This is a genomic window from Streptomyces aureus, from assembly GCF_001418135.1.
In the GTDB taxonomy this organism is placed as follows: Bacteria; Actinomycetota; Actinomycetes; order Streptomycetales; family Streptomycetaceae; genus Streptomyces; species Streptomyces aureus_A.
The window spans coordinates 12,964-30,888 of record NZ_LIPQ01000311.1; the positions used below are offsets into that span (position 1 = coordinate 12,964).

A 17,925-nucleotide genomic window follows, 5' to 3' on the forward strand; every position below is an offset into this window, starting at 1 on the left:
CACGCGGGCGGGGAGGTCAGGTCGCCGGGAGAGTGAGGAGACCGTCCGCGGGCAGGGCCTGTTCCGCCCAGATCACCTTTCCCTCGCGGTGGTGGCGGGTGCCCCAGCGTTCGGAGAGCTGGGCGACGAGGAGCAGTCCGCGGCCGCCCTCGTCGTAGGTGCGGGCGCGGCGCAGGTGCGGAGCGGTGCTGTTGGCGTCGGATACCTCGCAGGTCAGCGTGGACTGACGGATCATCCGCAGCCGGATCGGACTCCGGCCGTAGCGGATCGCGTTCGTCACCAGCTCGCTGACGATGAGTTCGGTGGTGAAGGAAAGCCCGTCGAGGCCCCAGGCGGTCAGCGTTTCGGAGGCGAAGCGGCGTGCCCCGGCGACGGCCGCCGGGTCGGAGGGAACGTCGAGGGTGGCCACGTGACCGGGATCGAGCGACAGGGTGCGGGCCACGAGGAGGGCGATGTCGTCGACGGCCCGCTCCGGCACCAGCGCGGCGATCAGACGGTCGCAGACCTCGTCCGGGGACGCGGACCCCTGGGCCAGGCCGTCGCGCAGCAGCTCGCGAGCGGTGTCGACGTCCCGTGCCCGGCTCTGGACGAGACCGTCCGTGAACAGGGCAAGCAGGCTCCCCTCGGCCAGTTCGAACTGCACGGTCTCGAAGGGGAGTCCGCCCAGGCCCAGCGGCGGGCCGATCGGCATCTCCGGGAACTCGACCGACCGGGAGCCCGGCGCGTCGCCCGCTCCGTCCGGGGGAGTGGCCACGGCGGGCAGGACGTGTCCGGCGCTGGCCAGCGAGCACACGCGGGAGACCGGGTCGTATACCGCGTACAGGCAGGTGGCGCTGGTCTCGCCCGCTTCCTCCCCCTCCTCGTGCTGGAGCCGGATGACCACGTCGTCCAGGTGGGTGAGCAGCTCGTCGGGCATGAGGTCGATGTCCGCGAAGGCGCGCACGGCCATCCTGAGGCGGCCCATGGTGGCGGCGGCACGCAGTCCGCGTCCGACGACGTCACCCACGACGAGGGCCACGCGGGCTCCGGACAGCGGGATCACGTCGTACCAGTCGCCCCCCACGCCTGCGCGGGAGCCACTGGGCAGGTAGCGGGAGGCCGTGACGACGGCGGACTGCTCCACGGCGTGCCGCGGCAGCAGGCTGCGCTGGAGGGCGAGCGCGGTGGAACGCTCGTGGGTGTACCGGCGGGCGTTGTCGATGGACACCGCCGCTCTGGCGGCGATCTCCTGGGCGAGGAGGAGATCGTCGTCGTCGAAGGGCGCGCCGCTCCCCGTACGGAGGAACTGGACGAGGCCCAGCGTCTCCCCGCGGGCCACCAGGGGGAGGAGGAGGGCTGAGTGGAACCCGTCACCACCTGCGAGGCCTCCGCTCGCTCCGCCACGGCGCAGAACGGGCGTGCCGGTCGCCAGCGCGCGGGCCGGCTCCGAATCGGCGGGGTAGCTGTGTGTCCGTCCGATCCGTACGGGAAGCTCCTTGGCGTCGCCGCCCGGTACGGATCGCCGGGCGACGCGACGGAGCGACGGCGGGGTCGACGGCGGCGAGACGTCCTCGTCGTCGAGGACGGAGGAGACGAGGTCGACGGCGACGAGGTCGGCGAAGCCGTCGGCGCCGACGTCCGCAAGCTCCTGCGCGGTGCGGTCGATGTCCAGTGTGGTCCCGATCCGGCGACCGGCCTCATTGGCCAGCAGGAGCCGCCGTTGCAGTCGGCGGTCGCGTTCCTCCTGGTAGGCCGCGACCACGTGTGCGGAACTGCGGTCCACGTACCCGAAACCCGCCGCCATCAGGCGCAGTGCCGCGGCGTTGACCAGCTCGGGATCGTCGGTGAGCGTGAGGACCTCGGTCTGGACCAGCTGGAGCAGGGCGACGTGTCCGAGCCGGTAGCCGCGCAGGAGCGTGCTGATCGGGACCCCGCTCCGGGCGAGCCTGCGGGCGAGCTCCAGGGACTGCGGCGGCGGCGCGGCCTCCGCGGCGTCGGCGCCGTGTTCCAGCAGGTCCAGGAACGCGACGACGTGCCCGGCCGTCTCCTCGGCCACGAGATCCGCGACCTCGTCGTACCCCCAGGGTTCAGACAGCTCGCCGCGGGTGTACCGCAGCAGGGTCTCGACCGATTCCTCCGTCCGCGGCCTGAGCTGCTGGGCCAGACGGTGGAGGAGGGTGTCGACATCGGTCCTCATAAGGGCATTGTCCGGAAGCGGAAGGACCTGTGCCACCGGGTGAGCGGGGAGCGGGGCGTCGGAGACGACGGACGGTTCGCGGTCACCCATGCCTCAGCTCGGAGCGGCGCCGCGCCGGGCGTTCCGTCGGCTCCCGTTGATCAGGTCGTTGAAGCGGTCGACCGTCCAGATGGTCCGCAGTCCCACGGCGCCCATCATCAGCGGGCGGGGGAAGTCGGGCTTCTTCGCCCAGAGCGTCTTCAGGTCCTCGTGCTGCCGGCCGTCCACGATCAGGTCCGCGATGAGGGAGCCGACGTAGGGGGCCTGGGCGAGGCCGTGGCCGTTGCAGGCGACCGAGTAGTAGACGCCGTCGCGGGTCGTGCCGGCGACCGGGAGCCAGGACGGGGTGATCGCGATCCATCCGCCCCAGGCCCGGGCGGCCGCGACGTCGGCGAGTGCGGGGAAGCGCCTTTCGAAGGCGCGCGCGAGTTCGGCGACGACGGCCTCGTCCGGCTTCCTCGGAGGGAGGGGACAGGTCCTGCCCCGCTGGAGCCGGCGGACCCCGAACACGATGGTGTCGCGCGAGGTCAGCCGGTAGTTCTCCATGATGTTGTGCTGGGTCACCACACCCGACCGGCTGGTCCATCCCAGTGCGGCCAGGCGGTCGGGGTCGATCGGCTCGGTCTCCACCTCGCTGACCCAGATCGGCACGGAGAGCCGCTTCGGGGTGATGGCCAGGTCGCCGCCGAAGGCGTTCGTCGCGAGCACGGCCCGCCGCGCTCGCACCTCGCCCCCAGGCGTGTTGATCACCACGTGATCGCCGGTCGGACGGACCTCGGAGACCCGCGTCCGCTCGAAGACCCGGGCGCCGGACGCGAGGACGGCACGGCGGATGCCGAGGCTGAACTTGCCCGGATTCATCATTCCGCCGACGGACTCGCGCATGCCGCCGAGGAATCCGCGCGGGATGCCGAGCTCTGCGCTCGTACCGAGCTCGACGTCCGCGCCGGCCTTGCGCAGGAGCTTCGTCACGCGGCGCACGCGGCCCATCTGTCCACGGGACACGGCGGCGCAGACGTTGCCCGTGGCCTCGTAGTCGCAGTCGATGGCCAGCCGCTCGATCAGCCGCTCCAGGAAGTGAGCGGAGTTCTCCGCGAACCGGACGATGCCGGGAAACGTCTTGCGGTGGAGCATGCTCAGGAGCTGGATGTCGCCCCCCGGGGCGCCCGCCACCTGCCCGGCGTTGCGCGAGGCGGAGCCGTGCCCGCAGAACTCGGCCTCCAGCAGCACCACGTCCCGGCCGCGTTCGGCCAGTCGCAGGGCGGTCGACATGCCCGCCAGGCCGCCGCCGATGACCGCGACCTCGCAGGTGACGTCGTCGGCCAGGGCGGGCCGGACGCCGCCAGGAGGGTCGATCCACCCGGTGAAGGTGGTGTATTCGACGTGGTCCGTCTTCATCTCGCTGCTCCTCCTGGGCGGTGACGGTTACGACGGCGGCTGAGGGGTGGGACCGCCTCGGGTGGTCCGGGGTTCGTGGGAGCTTCAGACGAGCCGGCGCTTGAGGATCTTGCCGGTGGAGGTCATCGGCAGGCTCGACACGAGTTCGACGACGCGGGGGTACTTGTAGGAGGCCATCTGCTCCCTGCTCCAGGCGACGAGCTCGTCGGCGGTGACGACAGCGTCCTTCGCCGGGATCACGAAAGCCTTGATCTCTTCGCCGTGGCTGTCGTGCGGGACACCGACCACCGCCGCCAGACTCACCGCGGGATGGGTGAGCAGCACCTCCTCGATCTCGCGGGGGTAGACGTTGTAACCCCCGCGGATGATGAGGTCCTTCGCGCGGTCGACGATGGAGTAGAAGCCGTCCTCGTCGCGCCGCGCGAGGTCTCCGGTGCGGAACCAGCCGTCGCGGATCACCTCGGCCGTCTCCTCCGGGCGGTTGTAGTAGCCCTTCATGACGTTGTGACCTCTGATCGCGATCTCGCCGACCTCCCCGGCCCGGGTGACCTCCGTCCAGTCCGGCCGGATCAGCTTCAGCTCCACGCCCCAGATCGGGACGCCGATCGAGCCCGGCCGGGGTGCGAGCCGGGGATCGCTGAACGTGGCCACGGGCGACGTCTCGGACAGCCCGTACCCTTCGAGCACGGTGATGCCGAGGCGCTGCTCGACCTGGTTGAGGATCTCGACCGGCAGGGCCGCGCCGCCGGAGATCCCGATCCGCAGGTTCCCGGCGATGCGGTGGACGTCGATGTCCTCGGTGAGGGCGTCGAGCAGCCCCCACCACATGGTCGGAACACCCGCGAAGAACGTGATGGTCTCGCGGCTCATCAGCTCGACCACCTCACGCGCGGCGAAGCGCGGCACGAGGTACAAGGTCGCGGCGACCGAGAACCCGGCGTGCATCTGCACCGTCGCGCCGAAGGTGTGGAAGAGGGGGAGGCACACCACGTGGCTGTCGGTGGCGGGCTCGTTGCGGAACAGCCGGTTGTCGGCCAGCACGTTCATCATGATGTTCGCGTGGGAGAGTTCGGCTCCCTTGGGCCGCCCCGTCGTCCCCGAGGTGTACAGGATCACCGCGGTGTCGTTCGGCTCGGTGACCACCGGAGCGAACGCGGTGCTCATGCCGGCGAGAGCCCGGCCGAGCGTCTCGGCGCCGGCGATCGGGCAGGGAGCCTCCGGGTCGGCGGTGATGACGAAGAAGTGCTCGACCGTTCCGGCCTCCTGGTATCCGGCATGGCCCTCCGCGGCCATGGCCAGCTCAGGGGCCCCCTCGAAGCAGAAGTACGCCGAGACGTCCGCGTCGGCCAGGTGGTAGGCGATCTCGCGGCCCTTGAGCAGGACGTTGAGCGGTACCACGACCGCCCCCGCCTTGAGCACGCCGTAGTAGACGATGGGGAAGGCGGGGAGGTTGGGGCAGCTGAGGGCGACCTTGTCGCCGGGCCGGATGCCCCGGGACACCAGCAGGTTGGCGACCTGGTTCGCCGCCTCGTCCACCTGTCGGTACGACAGCCGGTGCGGGCCGAGCACGAGCGCGTCCCGGTCCGGGAACGTGCGGGCGGAGTCTTCGAGGAGGATCGAGAGGTTGAGCATGAGGGTTCTCCAGCGGCTCTGGGTGTGCGTCGGGTGATCTCGACGGCTGGGTCCGGAGACGTCAGCCTTCAGCCGCTGCGTCCTTCACCCGTGTTCGGTCCATGGCAGCGGCTCGTTTCACGGGCGTTTCACAGCGGAAGGTCCGGTGCGTCCACACCGACGACCCGGTCTCCGCAGAACACACGCACCGACTCGGCCGGGCCGTGACCGCCGATGCCGGACGGCCCCCAGAAGCTCTGCGCGGAATCGTCGCCGAGATCGGCGATCTTCGCGCCGTTGATCCGCACCTCGCCGGCCAGGACCCGCGAGCCGACGTCGATGGCGCGTTCGGTGTCGCCGCCGAAGACGTAGGCGTCGAGTCCCGAGGGGTGGGCGTTCGCGACGCGCAGCGCCTCCTCGTCGGAGTCGACGGCGTGCACGGAGACGAGGGGGCCGAACAACTCCGCGGTGGCCTTCGCCGGGTCGGCCCCGGCGGCGACGGCCGGTGAGAGGAAGAAGCCGTCGAGCTCGGGCAGCCGGGCCGGCTGGTGGACGGTGGCCCCCAGGGCACGCAGTCCCTCGATCCGGCTCTGCAGGGTCGCGAAGTGCGGCGCGTTCGAGATCGGGCCGAGCTCGGCGCCCTCGTCGAGCGAATGACCGACCACGACCTTGGAGATGCGCTCGGCCAGCGCTTCGACCAGCGGCCCCACCAGGCGCCTGGGCGCGAGGACCTTGCCCGGTCCCTCGCACCACTGGCCGTTCAGCTTGGTCATGCCCTCGAAGATCCCGTCGGCGGCGACCTCGACGTCGGCGTCGTCGAGGACGAGCACGGGGTTGTTGCCGCCGAGCTCCAGCTGGAGGACCTTGAAGTCCTCCGCACCGGCCCGGGCGATCGCGCGACCGGCCGCCGGACCCCCGGTGAACGACACGACCTTGACGCGCGGGTCACCGGTCAGCGCGGCGCCCACCTCGCCGCGGCCGTGCACGAGCTGCAGGGCACCGGCGGGCAGCCCGGCCTCGACGAAGCACTCGACGACGATCTGCGCGCTGCCCGGAGCGTGCTCCGACGGCTTGAGGATCACCGGGCAGCCGGCCGCGACGGCGCTGACGACCTTCGCCGCCGGGATGAAGCTCGGTCCGTTCCACGGCGTGAGGATCGCGGCCGGTCCCCACGGAACCTTGTACAGGCGGACGTCACGGCCACCCGCCGCCAGGGCCCTCACCCGGGGAATGCTCCGCAGATCAGCCGCCGTCGCCCGGATCCTCGCGGGCAGGAACGCCGCCACCTTCCGGGTGACGCCGATCGGCACGCCGCTGGTCAGGGAGTCGGTGCGCGCGATGTCCTCGACTCGGGCCTCGACGAGCGCGGCCACGCGTTCGAGGGTGTCCGCGCGCTCCTGGCGGGCCTCGTCGTCCCAGCGGCCGACGCTGTACACCCGCTCGGCGTGCTTCAGAGCCCGTTCGATGTCGCCGGGTCCCGTCGTGACCGTGCGGTGCACCGGTTCCCGGGTGTTCGGGTCGACGTTCCACTCGCCCGGGACCGTCTCGCAGTCGCTCCAGGCGTCCGCGATGTAGTTCACCGGCTGGGGGATCGTCGTCTCGCCACTCGTCATGTGATTCACCTCTGCATCCGTGGTCGGTCAGGCCTGGAGGTCGAGGACGATCCGCGTCACGTCACCGCTCCGCATCGCCTTGAAGCCCTCGTTGATCTCGCCGAACGGGATCACCTGCGTGACCATCTCGTCGAGCAGCAGCCGCCCCTGCTGGTACAGGCGCGCGAGCTGGGTGATGTCCTGGCGCACCTGACCCGAGCCCATGTACGAGCCGATGAGGCGCTTCTCGCCGAAGAAGAAGTCCGACGCGGGCAGCGTGAGTTCGGTGCCCTCCGGGGCGATGCCCACCAGGCACGCGGTGCCGGTCGGCCGCAGCACCGCGAGTGCCGTGGCCGCGGTGCGCGCCGAGCCGACGGCCTCGAAGGAGTAGTCGACACCGTCGCCCAGCAGGCTCCGCACCTCGGCGGCAACATCCTGGACGCCGCCGTTGACGACATGGGTCGCCCCATAGCCGCGCGCGGCCTCCAGTCGTGCCTCGTCCAGGTCGATCGCGACGACCGCCGATGCCCCCGACAGCCTGGCTCCCTGGATGACGGCCGACCCGACACCACCGCAGCCGATCACCGCGACCGTGCTTCCCGGACGCACCCGGGCACCGCGGAAGACGGCGCCGACGCCGGTGATGACACAGCACGCCAGGAGGCACCCGACGTGAAGCGGCACGGCCTCGTCCAGCCGCACCAGCGCGTTCTCCCGCATGAGCGTGTGGCGCGAGAAGGCGCCGACGTCGCCGAGCCGCTCGACCGGTCCGCCGTCCGTCAGCCGGAACGCGGGGCGCGGGCGACGCCGGACCTCCGCCACACGCTGACACTGGGTCGACCGGCCGGCCTCGCAGTTGGCGCACAGGCCGCACGACGGCGTCAACGCCCCGACCACGCGGTCGCCGACGCGCAGTGCGGTCACGGCCGAGCCGATCGCCTCCACCACCCCCGCCACCTCGTGCCCCACCACCACGGGCAGGCCGGTCGGCACCGTGCCGGTCATGTAGTGCAGGTCGCTGTGGCACAGGCCCACATGCGTGACCGCGACGCGCACCTCGTCGGGCTCGGGGTCGTCCACCTGGATCGTGGTCAGCTCAAGCGGTTCGTTCACCGCAGTGAGTACCGCGGCCTCTGTCTCGATCACGTCGTCTCCTCTGTCGTTCTTCAGGGAAGGGCCGTTCCGGCCCCTGTGGCGCAGCTATTCCCGAGCGTCCTTGGCGGTCCAGAAGCCCTCGATGCCGGCGCTGAACACCCCGCTCTCCCAGGTCTTCCGGGCGGCGTCGTCCTCCCGGGCGAAGGCCTGCTCGATCTCGTCGAGCCGCGGCCGCAGGAGCGCGAGGTGGAGCGCCGTCGTGTTGTTCTCCGGTGTCCACTCGACGACCAGGTCGACGGCGCGGTCGAGCAGTTCGTCGGGCGCGACGATCTCGTCCAGGAGGCCGATCCGCAGGGCCTCCTCGGCTCCGATCCGCGGCGAGCCGAGGACCGTGCGCATCGCGTGGTTCCGGACGATCCGGGGCAGCAGCAGGCTCGACGCGTTCGAGATCGTGATGCCGCGGCCGTTCTCCGGCTGGTAGTACTCCGTCGCCGGAGTTCCGATCCGGGAGTCGCAGCAGAGGGTGATCTCCGAGGCGCCGCCCACCGCCAGGCCGTTCACCGCCGCGATGACGGGTACCCGCGTCTGGACGATGGCCCGGGTGATGTCGTGGAAGCTCTCGAAGGCCGTACGGAGCTCCGCGTACGAGGTGGGCACGGACCGGAGGTCCTCGCCCGCGGAGAAGGCCCGGCCCTCGCCGGTCAGGACGACCCCGCGCACGTTCTCGCCGGTGCCCGCTTCCCGGACTGCGCTCGCCAGCCGCAGCCGCGTGGCGACGTCCAGGGCGTTCAGCTTCTCCGGACGGCGCAGGGTCAGGACCGCCACGCCTCGGACGACGTCGATGCCGAGGGAGTCCGTGGGCGCGGCGGGCCCGCCGCCGGTCCCGCGCCGGCCGCCCAGGTCGAAGGTGATGCCGGGCTCCGCCGCGGCGCGGGCCTTGAGCGCTGGTTTGGACACGCGCTCGGAGGGCGTCCGCGGGAAGCCGGTGACGAACTCGACGTAGCGCGGGACCTTGAAGCGGGCGAGCTGCCGGCCCGCCCGGTCGACGATCCGCGCGGCGGTCGTACGGTCCGCCGCCACCCCGGCGGACAACTGGACGAATGCCTTGACTTCTTCCCCGAAGATCTCGTCGGGTTCGGCGACGACGGCGGCGGCCGTGACCTCCCCGTCACGTTCGAGGGCGGCCTCGACCTCGGCGCACGCGATGTTCTCGCCGCCCCGGCGCACCATGTCCTTGATCCGGCCGACCAGCCGGATGCCGCCGTCCGGCCGGCGGACGACGACGTCGCCGGTGTGCAGCCAGCCGTCCCGCAGCACCCTGGCGGTGTCCTCCGGCCGGTTCCAGTAGCCGCGCATCATCGGCTTACCCGAGACGATCAGCTCTCCGGGCTCGCCGTCGGGGAGATCGCCCCCCTGCGGATCGACCACACGGACCCGCTTCGTCGGCACCGGAATCCCGAGGTTCCCGCTCCCGACGCAGCTCGTGTCCCCGACGGGACCGAACAGGTCGACGCCGGACTCGGTCATGCCGTAGATCTCCCGCCAGGGCGCGCCCCAGCGTTCCTCCAGCTGGGCGTGGATCCCGGTCGGGATGCCCGAACAGAGCACCAGACGCAGCTGGTTGTCCAGGTCGTCGGGGCCCGGCGGTTGCTTGAAGAGCAGCGTCGGCATGGATCCGAGGACGTAGAAGAACGTCGCTCGATGGCGGCGGACATCGGCGAAGAAGCCCGACGCGGAGAAGCGCGGCAGGACGACCAGCGGGGCCCCGACCGTCAAGGCGAGCGCGGTGTTCCACTGCGGATCCATGTAGGAGAACGGCTGGGCGGTGAGCAGGACATCGTCAGGCCCGAGGCCGGTCCCCGCCGCGCAGGTCCAGCCCAGCCGCACCCAGTAGTCGTGGGTGAGCATGCACGCCTTGGGGAAACCGGTGGTGCCGGACGTGTACTGCAGGTTCGCCAGGGTCTCGGCGGTGGGGCGCAGCGCCGGAGCGGTCGCCGGGAAGGCCGCGGACCCGTCGTCGGCGACGTCGACGACGCGGAGGTCCGTCAAGTCGGCCTCGACGTCGACGACCTCCTTCACGAGGCCCACCCGCTCGTGGTCGGTGAACACGACCCGGGCTCCCGAGTCCCGCAGGAGAAAGGTGAGATCCGCCCGCTTGTACGAGGAGTTGACCGGTACCGCCACAGCACCGGCCTTCAGTGCGGAGAGCCACACGACCGGCCACTGCACGACGTTCGGGAGCATGATCGCGACACGATCACCCGGCTGGACGCCGTCGACCTCGATCAGCCGATGCGCCAGCCTGGAGGTCCAGGCGTCGATCTCCGCGAAGGTCCACGACGCGTCTTCGAAACGGAGGAACTCACGGTCAGGTGATCGCCGCGTCCGCTCCGCCAGCAATTCGGTCAGCGTCGCGGTGGGCGGGGCCTCTCCCATCCGCTCGGGCCTGACGGCCGGCTGAGGACGGCGAGAAGTCACGTCTTCCTCCCGCTGAGGTGTTTCTTTCACGACCACGGCTGCTTTCTCTGCATGGGACGTCGTCCGTCGTTTCGCCGCCTTGAACGCGGATGGTCAGGCGTCGGCTCGGCTCGGCTCGCGCAGGTCCGGTTCGGCACCGACCGACTCGTTGTGGCGGTGCAGGGCGCGGTAGGCGAAGTAGTACGTGAACATCTGGAAGCCCCAGGTGCTCAGCGCGCCGATGTAGAAGAGGGTGTGCGCCTCGTCGTCGCCCGGAATGTGGACGAAGTCGTACGTCCACGCGATGACGCAGCCGGCGGCGGTCGCCAGCCCCGCGCCGACGGCCCACCCCTTCGCGCCGATCGCCCAGAGGCGCTTCGAGAAATAGATCAGGAACAGGGTGGTCAGGACGTTGACGGCGATCAGGAAGATCGCGACCCCCGTACCGAGCCGCTCGCCGAAGAGCAGCAGAGCGAGGCCGACCGCGGTGGCGAACGCGAACACCCCGACGTCCGTCCCCACGGACGGCTTGTACCGGTGCGTCACGCGCATCAGGCCCAGGACGAGAATCAGCGTGATGCCGACCGACCGTGAGAACTGATCGAAGAAGAAGGCCAGGGTGTACATCGGGCTTTCCTCGGTGGCCCCCACGGCCGCGTAGACGAAGAAGTTCGACCCGGAGGTGGCGACGATGATCCATTCGAGGCCGAGAAGATAGTTCCCGTAGTTCCGGATGAACTTCCACCCGAAGGTGAATCCGACGGCGATCATCCAGACGTCGGCGAGCAGGAAAAGCAGTTCTCTGAGTGCCATTTTCCTCGGTTCCTTGAGGTCTCTTCGGTATCCGGATCTCCGCCGAAGGCTGCGAGTCGGGGTGTCGCCCCACGGGGCCCGAGCCGGGCGATTCGAACGAGTCAGAACGCAGCGAGCGGTCCGCCGCCGCTCGCCGGGCGCAGATGGCTGCCGGCGAGCCCTCGTCGTGTGGGCTGATGGCCACACGGGGTCTTCGCGAGGGGTGGGAGCCATGCTTCTTCATTGCGGTCGTACGATCAAGTCATATGACCAACTATTTTGCGGAGGGGTCGGCACGCGGGTCGATATGGACTTACCGCCTGGTAACCTGGACGCTGACTTGATCAATCGTCCAACTTCACCAGGGGGTAGATGTGGCACGCGTACCAGCGGCCGAGCGGCGGGATGAGCTGGTGAACGCCGCCATCCGGGTGATCGCGAGCCGCGGCGTCGACGGTGCCACGACCCGCCGGATCGCCGAACAGGCGAACGCTCCGCTTGCGACCCTTCACTACTGCTTCCAGACCAAGGAGCTGCTGTTCACGGCCGTCTTCGAGAGGCTGACGGAGCGGTACCGCGAGGTTCTGATCGAGAACGACGTGCACGGCGACCTGGTCGTGACCGCGCGTGCGATGCTCCGGGGCGTCCTCGACTGGTATCTCGAGTCCGACCCGGAATTCGCGTCCGCGAGCTTCGAGCTGATCAGCTGGGCGCAGCGCCAGGAAGAGCATCCGGCGGTGACCGTCTACAACGAGGCGTTCAACGTGGTGCGATCGATCCTCGCGAGAGCGGCCGCCGGACAGAACGTCCCGCCCGAGACGATCGACGAGATCGGCTATGTCATCGGTACCCTTTCCGATGGGTTCGTCGTGAACTGGTTGACGTACGGCGACCGTTCCCGGGCCGCGCAGCAGGCGCAGACCGTCGTCGACGTGTTCGACGCGTGGCTGGCCGTGAAGCTCGCCTGAGCGCTGTCCGCGCCGTGCCCCGCTCGGACCCGAGTGCGTCATCCGTCGGCGCGCACTCGGGCCGGCTTCTCACAGGCGTTTGAGAGCTTCCTCGACGACCCACGTCATCGTCGGATCGTCGCTCTCCATCCATTCGGGGTGCCACTGGACTCCCAGCACCGGTGCGTCCGGAAGCTCCACCGCCTCGACCACTCCGTCGGCCGTCCGGCCCGTGACGAGGAGCCCCGTGCCGCAGCGGTCGACGGCCTGGTGGTGCCACGAGTTGGTGACGGCCCGCGCTCCGAAGAGTCCTGCCACGATCGAGCCGGCCTCGAAGGTCACGAGGTGATCGTCCGTGCCGTCGGTGAGCGCGGCCTCCTGCGACAGGTGCCGCACCTCACCGGGAGGAAGGTCGGCGACGAGCGTGCCGCCGAGCGCGACGTTGAGGACCTGCATGCCCCGGCACACGGCGAGCACCGGAATCCCGCGGTCGAGCGCGGCGCGCACGAGCGCCAGCTCGTACGCGTCCCGGTCGGCGTCGTGGACCATCGGGTCCGCACGGGGGTCGACGTCACGGACCACGGAGGTGTCTCCTCCCCAGCACGCCGGGTGCATGTCCTGCCCTCCGGTGATGACCACGCCGGCCAGCCAGTGGCAGACCGCCTCCGCGTCCGTCTCGTACGAGAGGTGCACGGGGAGACCGCCGGCCCGCGCGATCCGGATCGCGTAGTCGGCCATGTAGCTGTCGGCGCAGCGATCGCCGTACCGCCGGTCCGCTCCCTTGATGAGGTCCAGCCGGATCCGCCGGCCGGTGATGCCGATCAACGGCCGTACCGCGGCCGACCCCTCTCCCACGGCGCTCACGGCAGCTCGAAGTAGCGGGCGGACTCCCACGCGGAGAGGTCGGCGGACGGATCGCCGCCCGCGGTGTGGAACTGCATCCACTCCCACCGGCGCGAACCGATCCAGTAGTCGACGAACTCGGAGCCGAGGAGGTCGCGCAGGATCGGGTCCGCTTCGAGGGCGGCGGCGGCCTGCGTGATGGTGTCCGGCAGCCGGGTGATCTCCCCGGGCGGCATGCACCAGGCCATCTCCGCGACCGGCTCCGGCGGTTCGATCTCGCGTTCCAGACCCGCGATCACACCGGCCAGCACACCGGCGAGCGCGAGGTACAGGTTGGCGTCGGCGCCGGGGACCCGGTACTCCAGACGGGAGTACGACGGGTGTCCGCACACCGCCCGGATCGCGGTGGTCTTGTTGCTGATGCCCCAGCTGACGGTGACCGGCGGGCCGCTGAGGTCCACCAGGCGTCGGTACGAGGTGATCTGCGGGAGCACGATCGAGGTGTTGCCCTCGATCGTCGCGAGCAGACCGCCGACGGCATGGCGCATCGTCTCCGACGGCCCCTCCTCCGCGTAGAACGCGTTGACGCCGTTGTGCTGGAGGGACAGGTTGATGTGCGAGGCCTGCCCGTAGCCCGCGGTGGGCTTGGCCATGAAGGTGACCGTGCGGCCGAGGTCGAACGCGACCTCGCGCATGATCTGGCGAGTCCGTGCCCAGGCGTCACAGACCGCGAGCGGGTCGCCGGGCGCCAGGTTGATCTCGATCTGGCCGGCGGCGTCCTCGTCGCTCCAGGCCTCCCACTCGATGCCCACCGCGGAGAGCCGATCGGCGACGGCGTTCATGTAACCGGTCCAGTCCTTGGACTTCGCCAGGTGATAGGCCGTGCCCGCGCTCCCGCCGAGCGGTGTCAGGTCGCGGTATCCGCGGGCACGCGCCTCGTGGATGGACTCCTCGAAGACGGTCGCCTCGATCTCGACGGCGACCGTCGCGGTGAAGCCGAGCGAGGCGAGTCGCGAGGTCATCTTCTTCGTCAGGTTGCGCGGACAGATCGGAACCGGCCTGCCGTCCTTCAGCCAGTAGTCGCCGATCACGGCCTGGCGCCCGGGCTCCCACTCGACCAGCGTCGACATGTCGGGACGGAAGTAGACGTCGTTCAGGTGTCCGCGCCAGTCGGGGAAGGCGAACCCGAGGACCGGCGCGTTGCCGAGGTCGAGCCCGAAGAGGAGATCGGCGAAGGCGAAACCCGAGTCCATGCCGGAGGCGAACTTCTTCGGGGTCAGCGTCTTGCCGAGGAACGATCCCTCGTGGTTCGTCGCCTCCAGCCGAACGGCTCGAACGGCCTCCTCGCCGCGGTCGACGCCGTTGGCGGGCATGGTGAGTTCAGACATCGAAACGAACCTTCCAGGAAGCGCCGACCATGACCGACAGCTGGGACATGGTGCCTTGGATGCCGAGCGCACCCGTGGAGAGCACGGCGAGCAGGTCGTCGGCTCCGGAGAACACTCCGGCGAGCGCCTCGGGGGCTCCGGCGATCAGGTAGTGCGTCGCGCCCTCGCCGAGTACGAGCTGTTCCAGGCCGTCGGGGCCCTCGGTGACCGCGATGAGCACGTCCGGAATGCCCGGCACGGAGCGCGCGGCACTCCAGAAGTGCGCGGCCGCCGTCTGCCAGTCCGGCACCGGGGGCGACAGCGCGAGCAGCGCGTCCGCGGCGAGCTCGGCGTCACCCGACGGGGCGGCGACGGGGGCGAACCGGGCGTTCAGATCGACGGTGATCGTGGCATCGGGTTCGACGAGGACTCCGCTGGAGACCGAGACGCCGTCGCCGAAGGTGATCGTCGCAGCCTGAGGCGTGTCATGGGACCGGATCGCCACGGTGCCGGCCGGCCTCCGCAGCACCAGGTGGGCGTGCCCCGCACGAGCGGAATCGCGCAGGGTGCGGCCGATCAGCCGGACGAGGGGAGTCGCGTCGTCCTCGATCCTTACGTCGACCTCGGTTGCCGCTGGTGCGCCGGGCGCCGCGGGAGCCGTCGTGGTTTCGGTCATCCGTCGGTCCTTTCGACTTCGGGAGATCACGTGCGCCGTGCATCGGCTGCTTCGGATCTCGGATGGACCGTGATCGTCATGGTCAATTGACTAGATCAGGTGACTAGGATGGTGGGGTACAGGTCGCGACCTGTCAATGACTTCGGAGAGGCCACACAGTGAATGAAGCGAAGCCCCCGTACTGGGAGCGGCTGGACCCCGATGCGCGGTCGGTGGCGCGATTCATCGCCGAGACCCTCAGGAAACCCGTACGTGAACTGGGCGCCGAAGTGGCGCGGAAAACCCTGGCGACACCCCCGCCCGAACGGCCGCTCACCCCTCTCGACCAGGTCGAATCCCTGATCGTTGCCACCCGTTCCGGCGGGATCGGTGCACGCCTGTACCACCCGGACGGTCCGCCGCCGGGCGCCGGCCCACGGCCGACGCTGGTCTATCTGCATGGTGGCGGCTTCGTCCTGGGAACCCTCGACGGGGTGGACGAGGTCTGCCGCGCGATCGCCGCCCGATCGGGCTGGGCGGTGTTCTCACTGGAGTACCGACTCGCACCGGAGAATCCCTATCCCGCGGCGCTGGACGACTGCTTCGACGCGTTCGCCTGGCTGCGGCGGTCGGCCCCGGGCCTCGGCCTCGATCCGGACACGATTGCCGTGGGGGGTGATTCGGCGGGCGGCGGTCTCGCCGCCGCGCTGTGCCTCAAGCTCCGCGATCTCGGACTCGCCCGGCCCGTGTCGCAGGTGCTGGTCTACCCCGCCGTCGACGACACGTTCGCCAGCCCGTCCTGGATGGAGTTCGCCGACGCACCCTTGCTGACCAGTAAGGATGCCCGCTGGTGTTGGGAGCAGTACATCGGCCCGGATTGCACCGGGGAGGTCGACCACTACGCGGCCCCGATGCGCGCCGCGTCGTTGCGGGACCTCCCCCCGGCGCTCGTCCTCACTGCCGAGGTCGATCCGCTGCGCGATGACGCCGAGGCGTACGCCGAAAGGCTGCGGCGCGACGGCGTCGAGGTGACCCTGACCCGCTATGCGGGCGTGTTCCACGGCTTCTTCACCGAAGTGGGCGTGTTCACCAAGACGGACGAGGCAGTTGCGCAGGTGGCGCGCCACCTGCGAGGCGTCGCCGACGCCTGACGCGTGCAGCGGGCAGGAACTCGATCTCCATTCGACTATTGACGGCGAGCGGGCTCGTGTCTAGATTCACATGGTCATACGACTAAGTCGGATGACCGACACATGCATGTCGACGCATCGAGGGGTTGTGGACCCCCGCCCGGGGCGAAGCCCTGACGGCCGGATGCCAGCCGCATTTCGACTAACCGAAGGCACACGCATGACCGAGACTCCCTCCATCGCCCCCGTCGTCGACCTCCTCTGCGTCGGCGCGGGGTTCTCCGGCCTGTACGCGGCGTACAAGGCCGCCGAGAAGGGCTGGACCTTCGCCGGATTCGAAGCCGCGCCCGATGTCGGCGGCACCTGGTACTGGAACACGTACCCCGGCGCACGCTGCGACGTCGAGAGCGTCTACTACTCCTACTCGTTCAGCCAGGAGCTCCTGCAAGAGTGGACGTGGAGCGAGCGCTTCGCTCCCCAGGCCGAGATCCTGAGCTACATCCAGCACGTCGCGGACCGCTTCGACCTGCGCCGGCACTTCACCTTCGGCACCCGGGTGACGTCCGCGACCTGGCTCCCGGATGAACGACTCTGGGAGGTGACCCTCGACTCCGGCGAGACCCGGCGGGGCCGCCACCTGCTCGCCGCCTCGGGCGGCCTTTCGGCGCCCAAGGACTTCGACGTGCCGGGCCTGGAGAACTTCACCGGGACCACGGTCTCGACGAGCCGGTGGAACATTCCGCTGAGCGATCTGGCGGGCAAGCGCGTCGCCGTGATCGGCACCGGGTCGTCCGCCGTCCAGTGCATTCCGCTCATCGCCGAGGTGGCCGAGCACCTCACCGTGTTCCAGCGCACCCCCAACTACGTTTTCCCCGCCCGGAACACCCCGCTGTCGGCGGAGTACGTCGACGAGATCAAGAGCCACTACGCGGCGATCCGCGAGGAGTGCCGCCACTCGCTCGGCGGCATCCCCGACCGCATCCCGGACGCCGCCGCATTCGACGTCTCCGACGAGGAACGGCGCGAGCGCTACGAACGGGCCTACCAGCGCAGCGGGTTCAACGGCGTCGGCGGCGAGTTCTCCGACCTCCTGACCGACGCGAGGGCCAACGAGACCGCGGCCGAGTTCGTACGCGAGAAGATCCGCCGGATCGTTCACGACCCGAAGACCGCCGCGGTCCTCGAACCCCGCTTCCACCCCCTCGGCGCCAAGCGCAGCTGCTTCGGCACCGACTACTACGAGACCTTCAACCGCCCCAACGTCTCGGTGGTCTCCCTTCGTGACGAACCCATCGAAACCATGACGAGCGACAGCATCGTCACGCGCGCCGGCTCCCACGAGGTCGACGCCATCGTCCTGGCGATCGGATTCGACGCCTTCACCGGCCCGCTGTACGCGCTCGGCGTCTCCACCCCGGAGACCGGCGGACTGCAGGACGCGTGGAGCGACGGAGTCCGGACCTACCTGGGCATCATGACCGCCGGATTCCCCAACTTCTTCATGATCGCGGGACCGCAGAGCCCCGCGCTCGCGAGCAACGTCGTCGTCACGATCGAGCAGGCCGTGGACTGGATCACCGATCTGATCGGCCACGCGAAGGCCGACGGCGCCGAGGTCATCGAGCCGACGGCCGAAGCCCAGACCGACTGGGTGAAGATCACCGAGGAGACGGTCGCCCAGACCCTCTACGCCACCACCGACTCCTGGTACCGGGGCTCGAACGTGACCGGCAAGCCGACGACCTTCCTCGGCTACGTGGGCGGGGTCGGCAAGTACCGCCGCATGTGTACCGAACTCGCCAAGCGCGGCTACCCGGGCATCG

Annotated in this window: 13 protein-coding genes; 3 read left to right on the forward strand and 10 right to left on the reverse strand. The window is 70.1% G+C overall.

The features are described 5' to 3' along the window. Nucleotides 1-16 precede the first annotated feature (16 nt). The 7 genes from AOK00_RS24845 to AOK00_RS24875 all read right to left on the reverse strand — a co-directional run bounded on the left by AOK00_RS24845 (nucleotide 17) and on the right by AOK00_RS24875 (nucleotide 11,181). Nucleotides 17-2,176 carry an ATP-binding SpoIIE family protein phosphatase gene (locus AOK00_RS24845; RefSeq protein ID WP_037635599.1) on the reverse strand — a complete coding sequence of 720 codons (2,160 nt, stop codon included), beginning with the start codon at nucleotides 2,174-2,176 and terminating at the stop codon, nucleotides 17-19. Between the two features lie 93 nt (nucleotides 2,177-2,269). Then, nucleotides 2,270-3,613 carry an NAD(P)/FAD-dependent oxidoreductase gene (locus AOK00_RS24850; RefSeq protein WP_030545665.1) on the reverse strand — a complete coding sequence of 448 codons (1,344 nt, stop codon included), beginning with the start codon at nucleotides 3,611-3,613 and terminating at the stop codon, nucleotides 2,270-2,272. 84 nt (nucleotides 3,614-3,697) lie between these two features. Next, nucleotides 3,698-5,245, reverse strand: coding sequence for a long-chain-fatty-acid--CoA ligase (locus tag AOK00_RS24855; protein WP_030545663.1), 1,548 nt, complete (start codon nucleotides 5,243-5,245; stop codon nucleotides 3,698-3,700). A 128-nt stretch (nucleotides 5,246-5,373) separates the two neighbouring features. Beyond that, nucleotides 5,374-6,837, reverse strand: a complete 1,464-nt coding sequence (locus AOK00_RS24860) for an aldehyde dehydrogenase family protein (RefSeq protein ID WP_055602503.1) — start codon at nucleotides 6,835-6,837, stop codon at nucleotides 5,374-5,376. A gap of 27 nt (nucleotides 6,838-6,864) precedes the next feature. Next, complete coding sequence (locus AOK00_RS24865; RefSeq protein ID WP_055602504.1) at nucleotides 6,865-7,962, reverse strand: Zn-dependent alcohol dehydrogenase; 1,098 nt, start codon at nucleotides 7,960-7,962, stop codon at nucleotides 6,865-6,867. A 54-nt stretch (nucleotides 7,963-8,016) separates the two neighbouring features. After that, nucleotides 8,017-10,389, reverse strand: a complete 2,373-nt coding sequence (locus AOK00_RS24870; RefSeq protein ID WP_242002527.1) for an AMP-binding protein — start codon at nucleotides 10,387-10,389, stop codon at nucleotides 8,017-8,019. Nucleotides 10,390-10,482: 93 nt separating this feature from the next. Continuing rightward, nucleotides 10,483-11,181, reverse strand: a complete 699-nt coding sequence (locus tag AOK00_RS24875) for a hypothetical protein (RefSeq protein WP_030545659.1) — start codon at nucleotides 11,179-11,181, stop codon at nucleotides 10,483-10,485. A gap of 353 nt (nucleotides 11,182-11,534) precedes the next feature. Between AOK00_RS24875 and AOK00_RS24880 the strand changes: the two genes are divergently transcribed. After that, a complete protein-coding gene (locus AOK00_RS24880) occupies nucleotides 11,535-12,128 on the forward strand; it encodes a TetR/AcrR family transcriptional regulator (RefSeq protein WP_079042178.1) in 594 nt (197 codons plus the stop codon). A gap of 69 nt (nucleotides 12,129-12,197) precedes the next feature. Here AOK00_RS24880 and AOK00_RS24885 read toward each other — a convergent pair whose 3' ends face one another. Genes AOK00_RS24885 through AOK00_RS24895 form a run of 3 tightly spaced genes read right to left on the reverse strand, consistent with a single transcriptional unit; the run spans nucleotide 12,198 to nucleotide 14,993 of the window. Continuing rightward, complete coding sequence (locus AOK00_RS24885; protein ID WP_055602507.1) at nucleotides 12,198-12,971, reverse strand: gamma-glutamyl-gamma-aminobutyrate hydrolase family protein; 774 nt, start codon at nucleotides 12,969-12,971, stop codon at nucleotides 12,198-12,200. Further along, a complete protein-coding gene (locus AOK00_RS24890; protein ID WP_055602508.1) occupies nucleotides 12,968-14,338 on the reverse strand; it encodes a glutamine synthetase family protein in 1,371 nt (456 codons plus the stop codon). Before AOK00_RS24890 ends, AOK00_RS24885 begins: the two co-directional genes overlap by 4 nt. Then, nucleotides 14,331-14,993: a hypothetical protein gene (locus AOK00_RS24895; protein WP_030545655.1), complete on the reverse strand. Its 663-nt coding sequence runs from the start codon at nucleotides 14,991-14,993 to the stop codon at nucleotides 14,331-14,333. The genes AOK00_RS24890 and AOK00_RS24895 overlap by 8 nt, the downstream gene beginning before the upstream one ends. 158 nt (nucleotides 14,994-15,151) lie before the next feature. Here AOK00_RS24895 and AOK00_RS24900 point away from each other — a divergent pair, with 158 nt between their 5' ends. Together AOK00_RS24900 and AOK00_RS24905 are read left to right on the forward strand one after the other, a co-directional pair. After that, complete coding sequence (locus AOK00_RS24900; RefSeq protein WP_055602509.1) at nucleotides 15,152-16,123, forward strand: alpha/beta hydrolase; 972 nt, start codon at nucleotides 15,152-15,154, stop codon at nucleotides 16,121-16,123. Nucleotides 16,124-16,322: 199 nt separating this feature from the next. Next, nucleotides 16,323-17,925: flavin-containing monooxygenase (locus AOK00_RS24905; RefSeq protein WP_055602510.1), on the forward strand; the 1,603-nt coding region annotated here is incomplete at its 3' end.

Excerpts from the sequence above, each read along its gene's own strand:
- AOK00_RS24850 (WP_030545665.1), bottom strand. The coding sequence starts at position 3,613 with ATGAAGACGGACCACGTCGAATACACCACCTTCACCGGGTGGATCGAC.
- AOK00_RS24875 (WP_030545659.1), bottom strand. The coding sequence starts at position 11,181 with ATGGCACTCAGAGAACTGCTTTTCCTGCTCGCCGACGTCTGGATGATC.
- AOK00_RS24895 (WP_030545655.1), bottom strand. The coding sequence starts at position 14,993 with ATGACCGAAACCACGACGGCTCCCGCGGCGCCCGGCGCACCAGCGGCA.
- AOK00_RS24845 (WP_037635599.1), bottom strand. The coding sequence starts at position 2,176 with ATGAGGACCGATGTCGACACCCTCCTCCACCGTCTGGCCCAGCAGCTC.
- AOK00_RS24860 (WP_055602503.1), bottom strand. The coding sequence starts at position 6,837 with ATGACGAGTGGCGAGACGACGATCCCCCAGCCGGTGAACTACATCGCG.
- AOK00_RS24855 (WP_030545663.1), bottom strand. The coding sequence starts at position 5,245 with ATGCTCAACCTCTCGATCCTCCTCGAAGACTCCGCCCGCACGTTCCCG.
- AOK00_RS24890 (WP_055602508.1), bottom strand. The coding sequence starts at position 14,338 with ATGTCTGAACTCACCATGCCCGCCAACGGCGTCGACCGCGGCGAGGAG.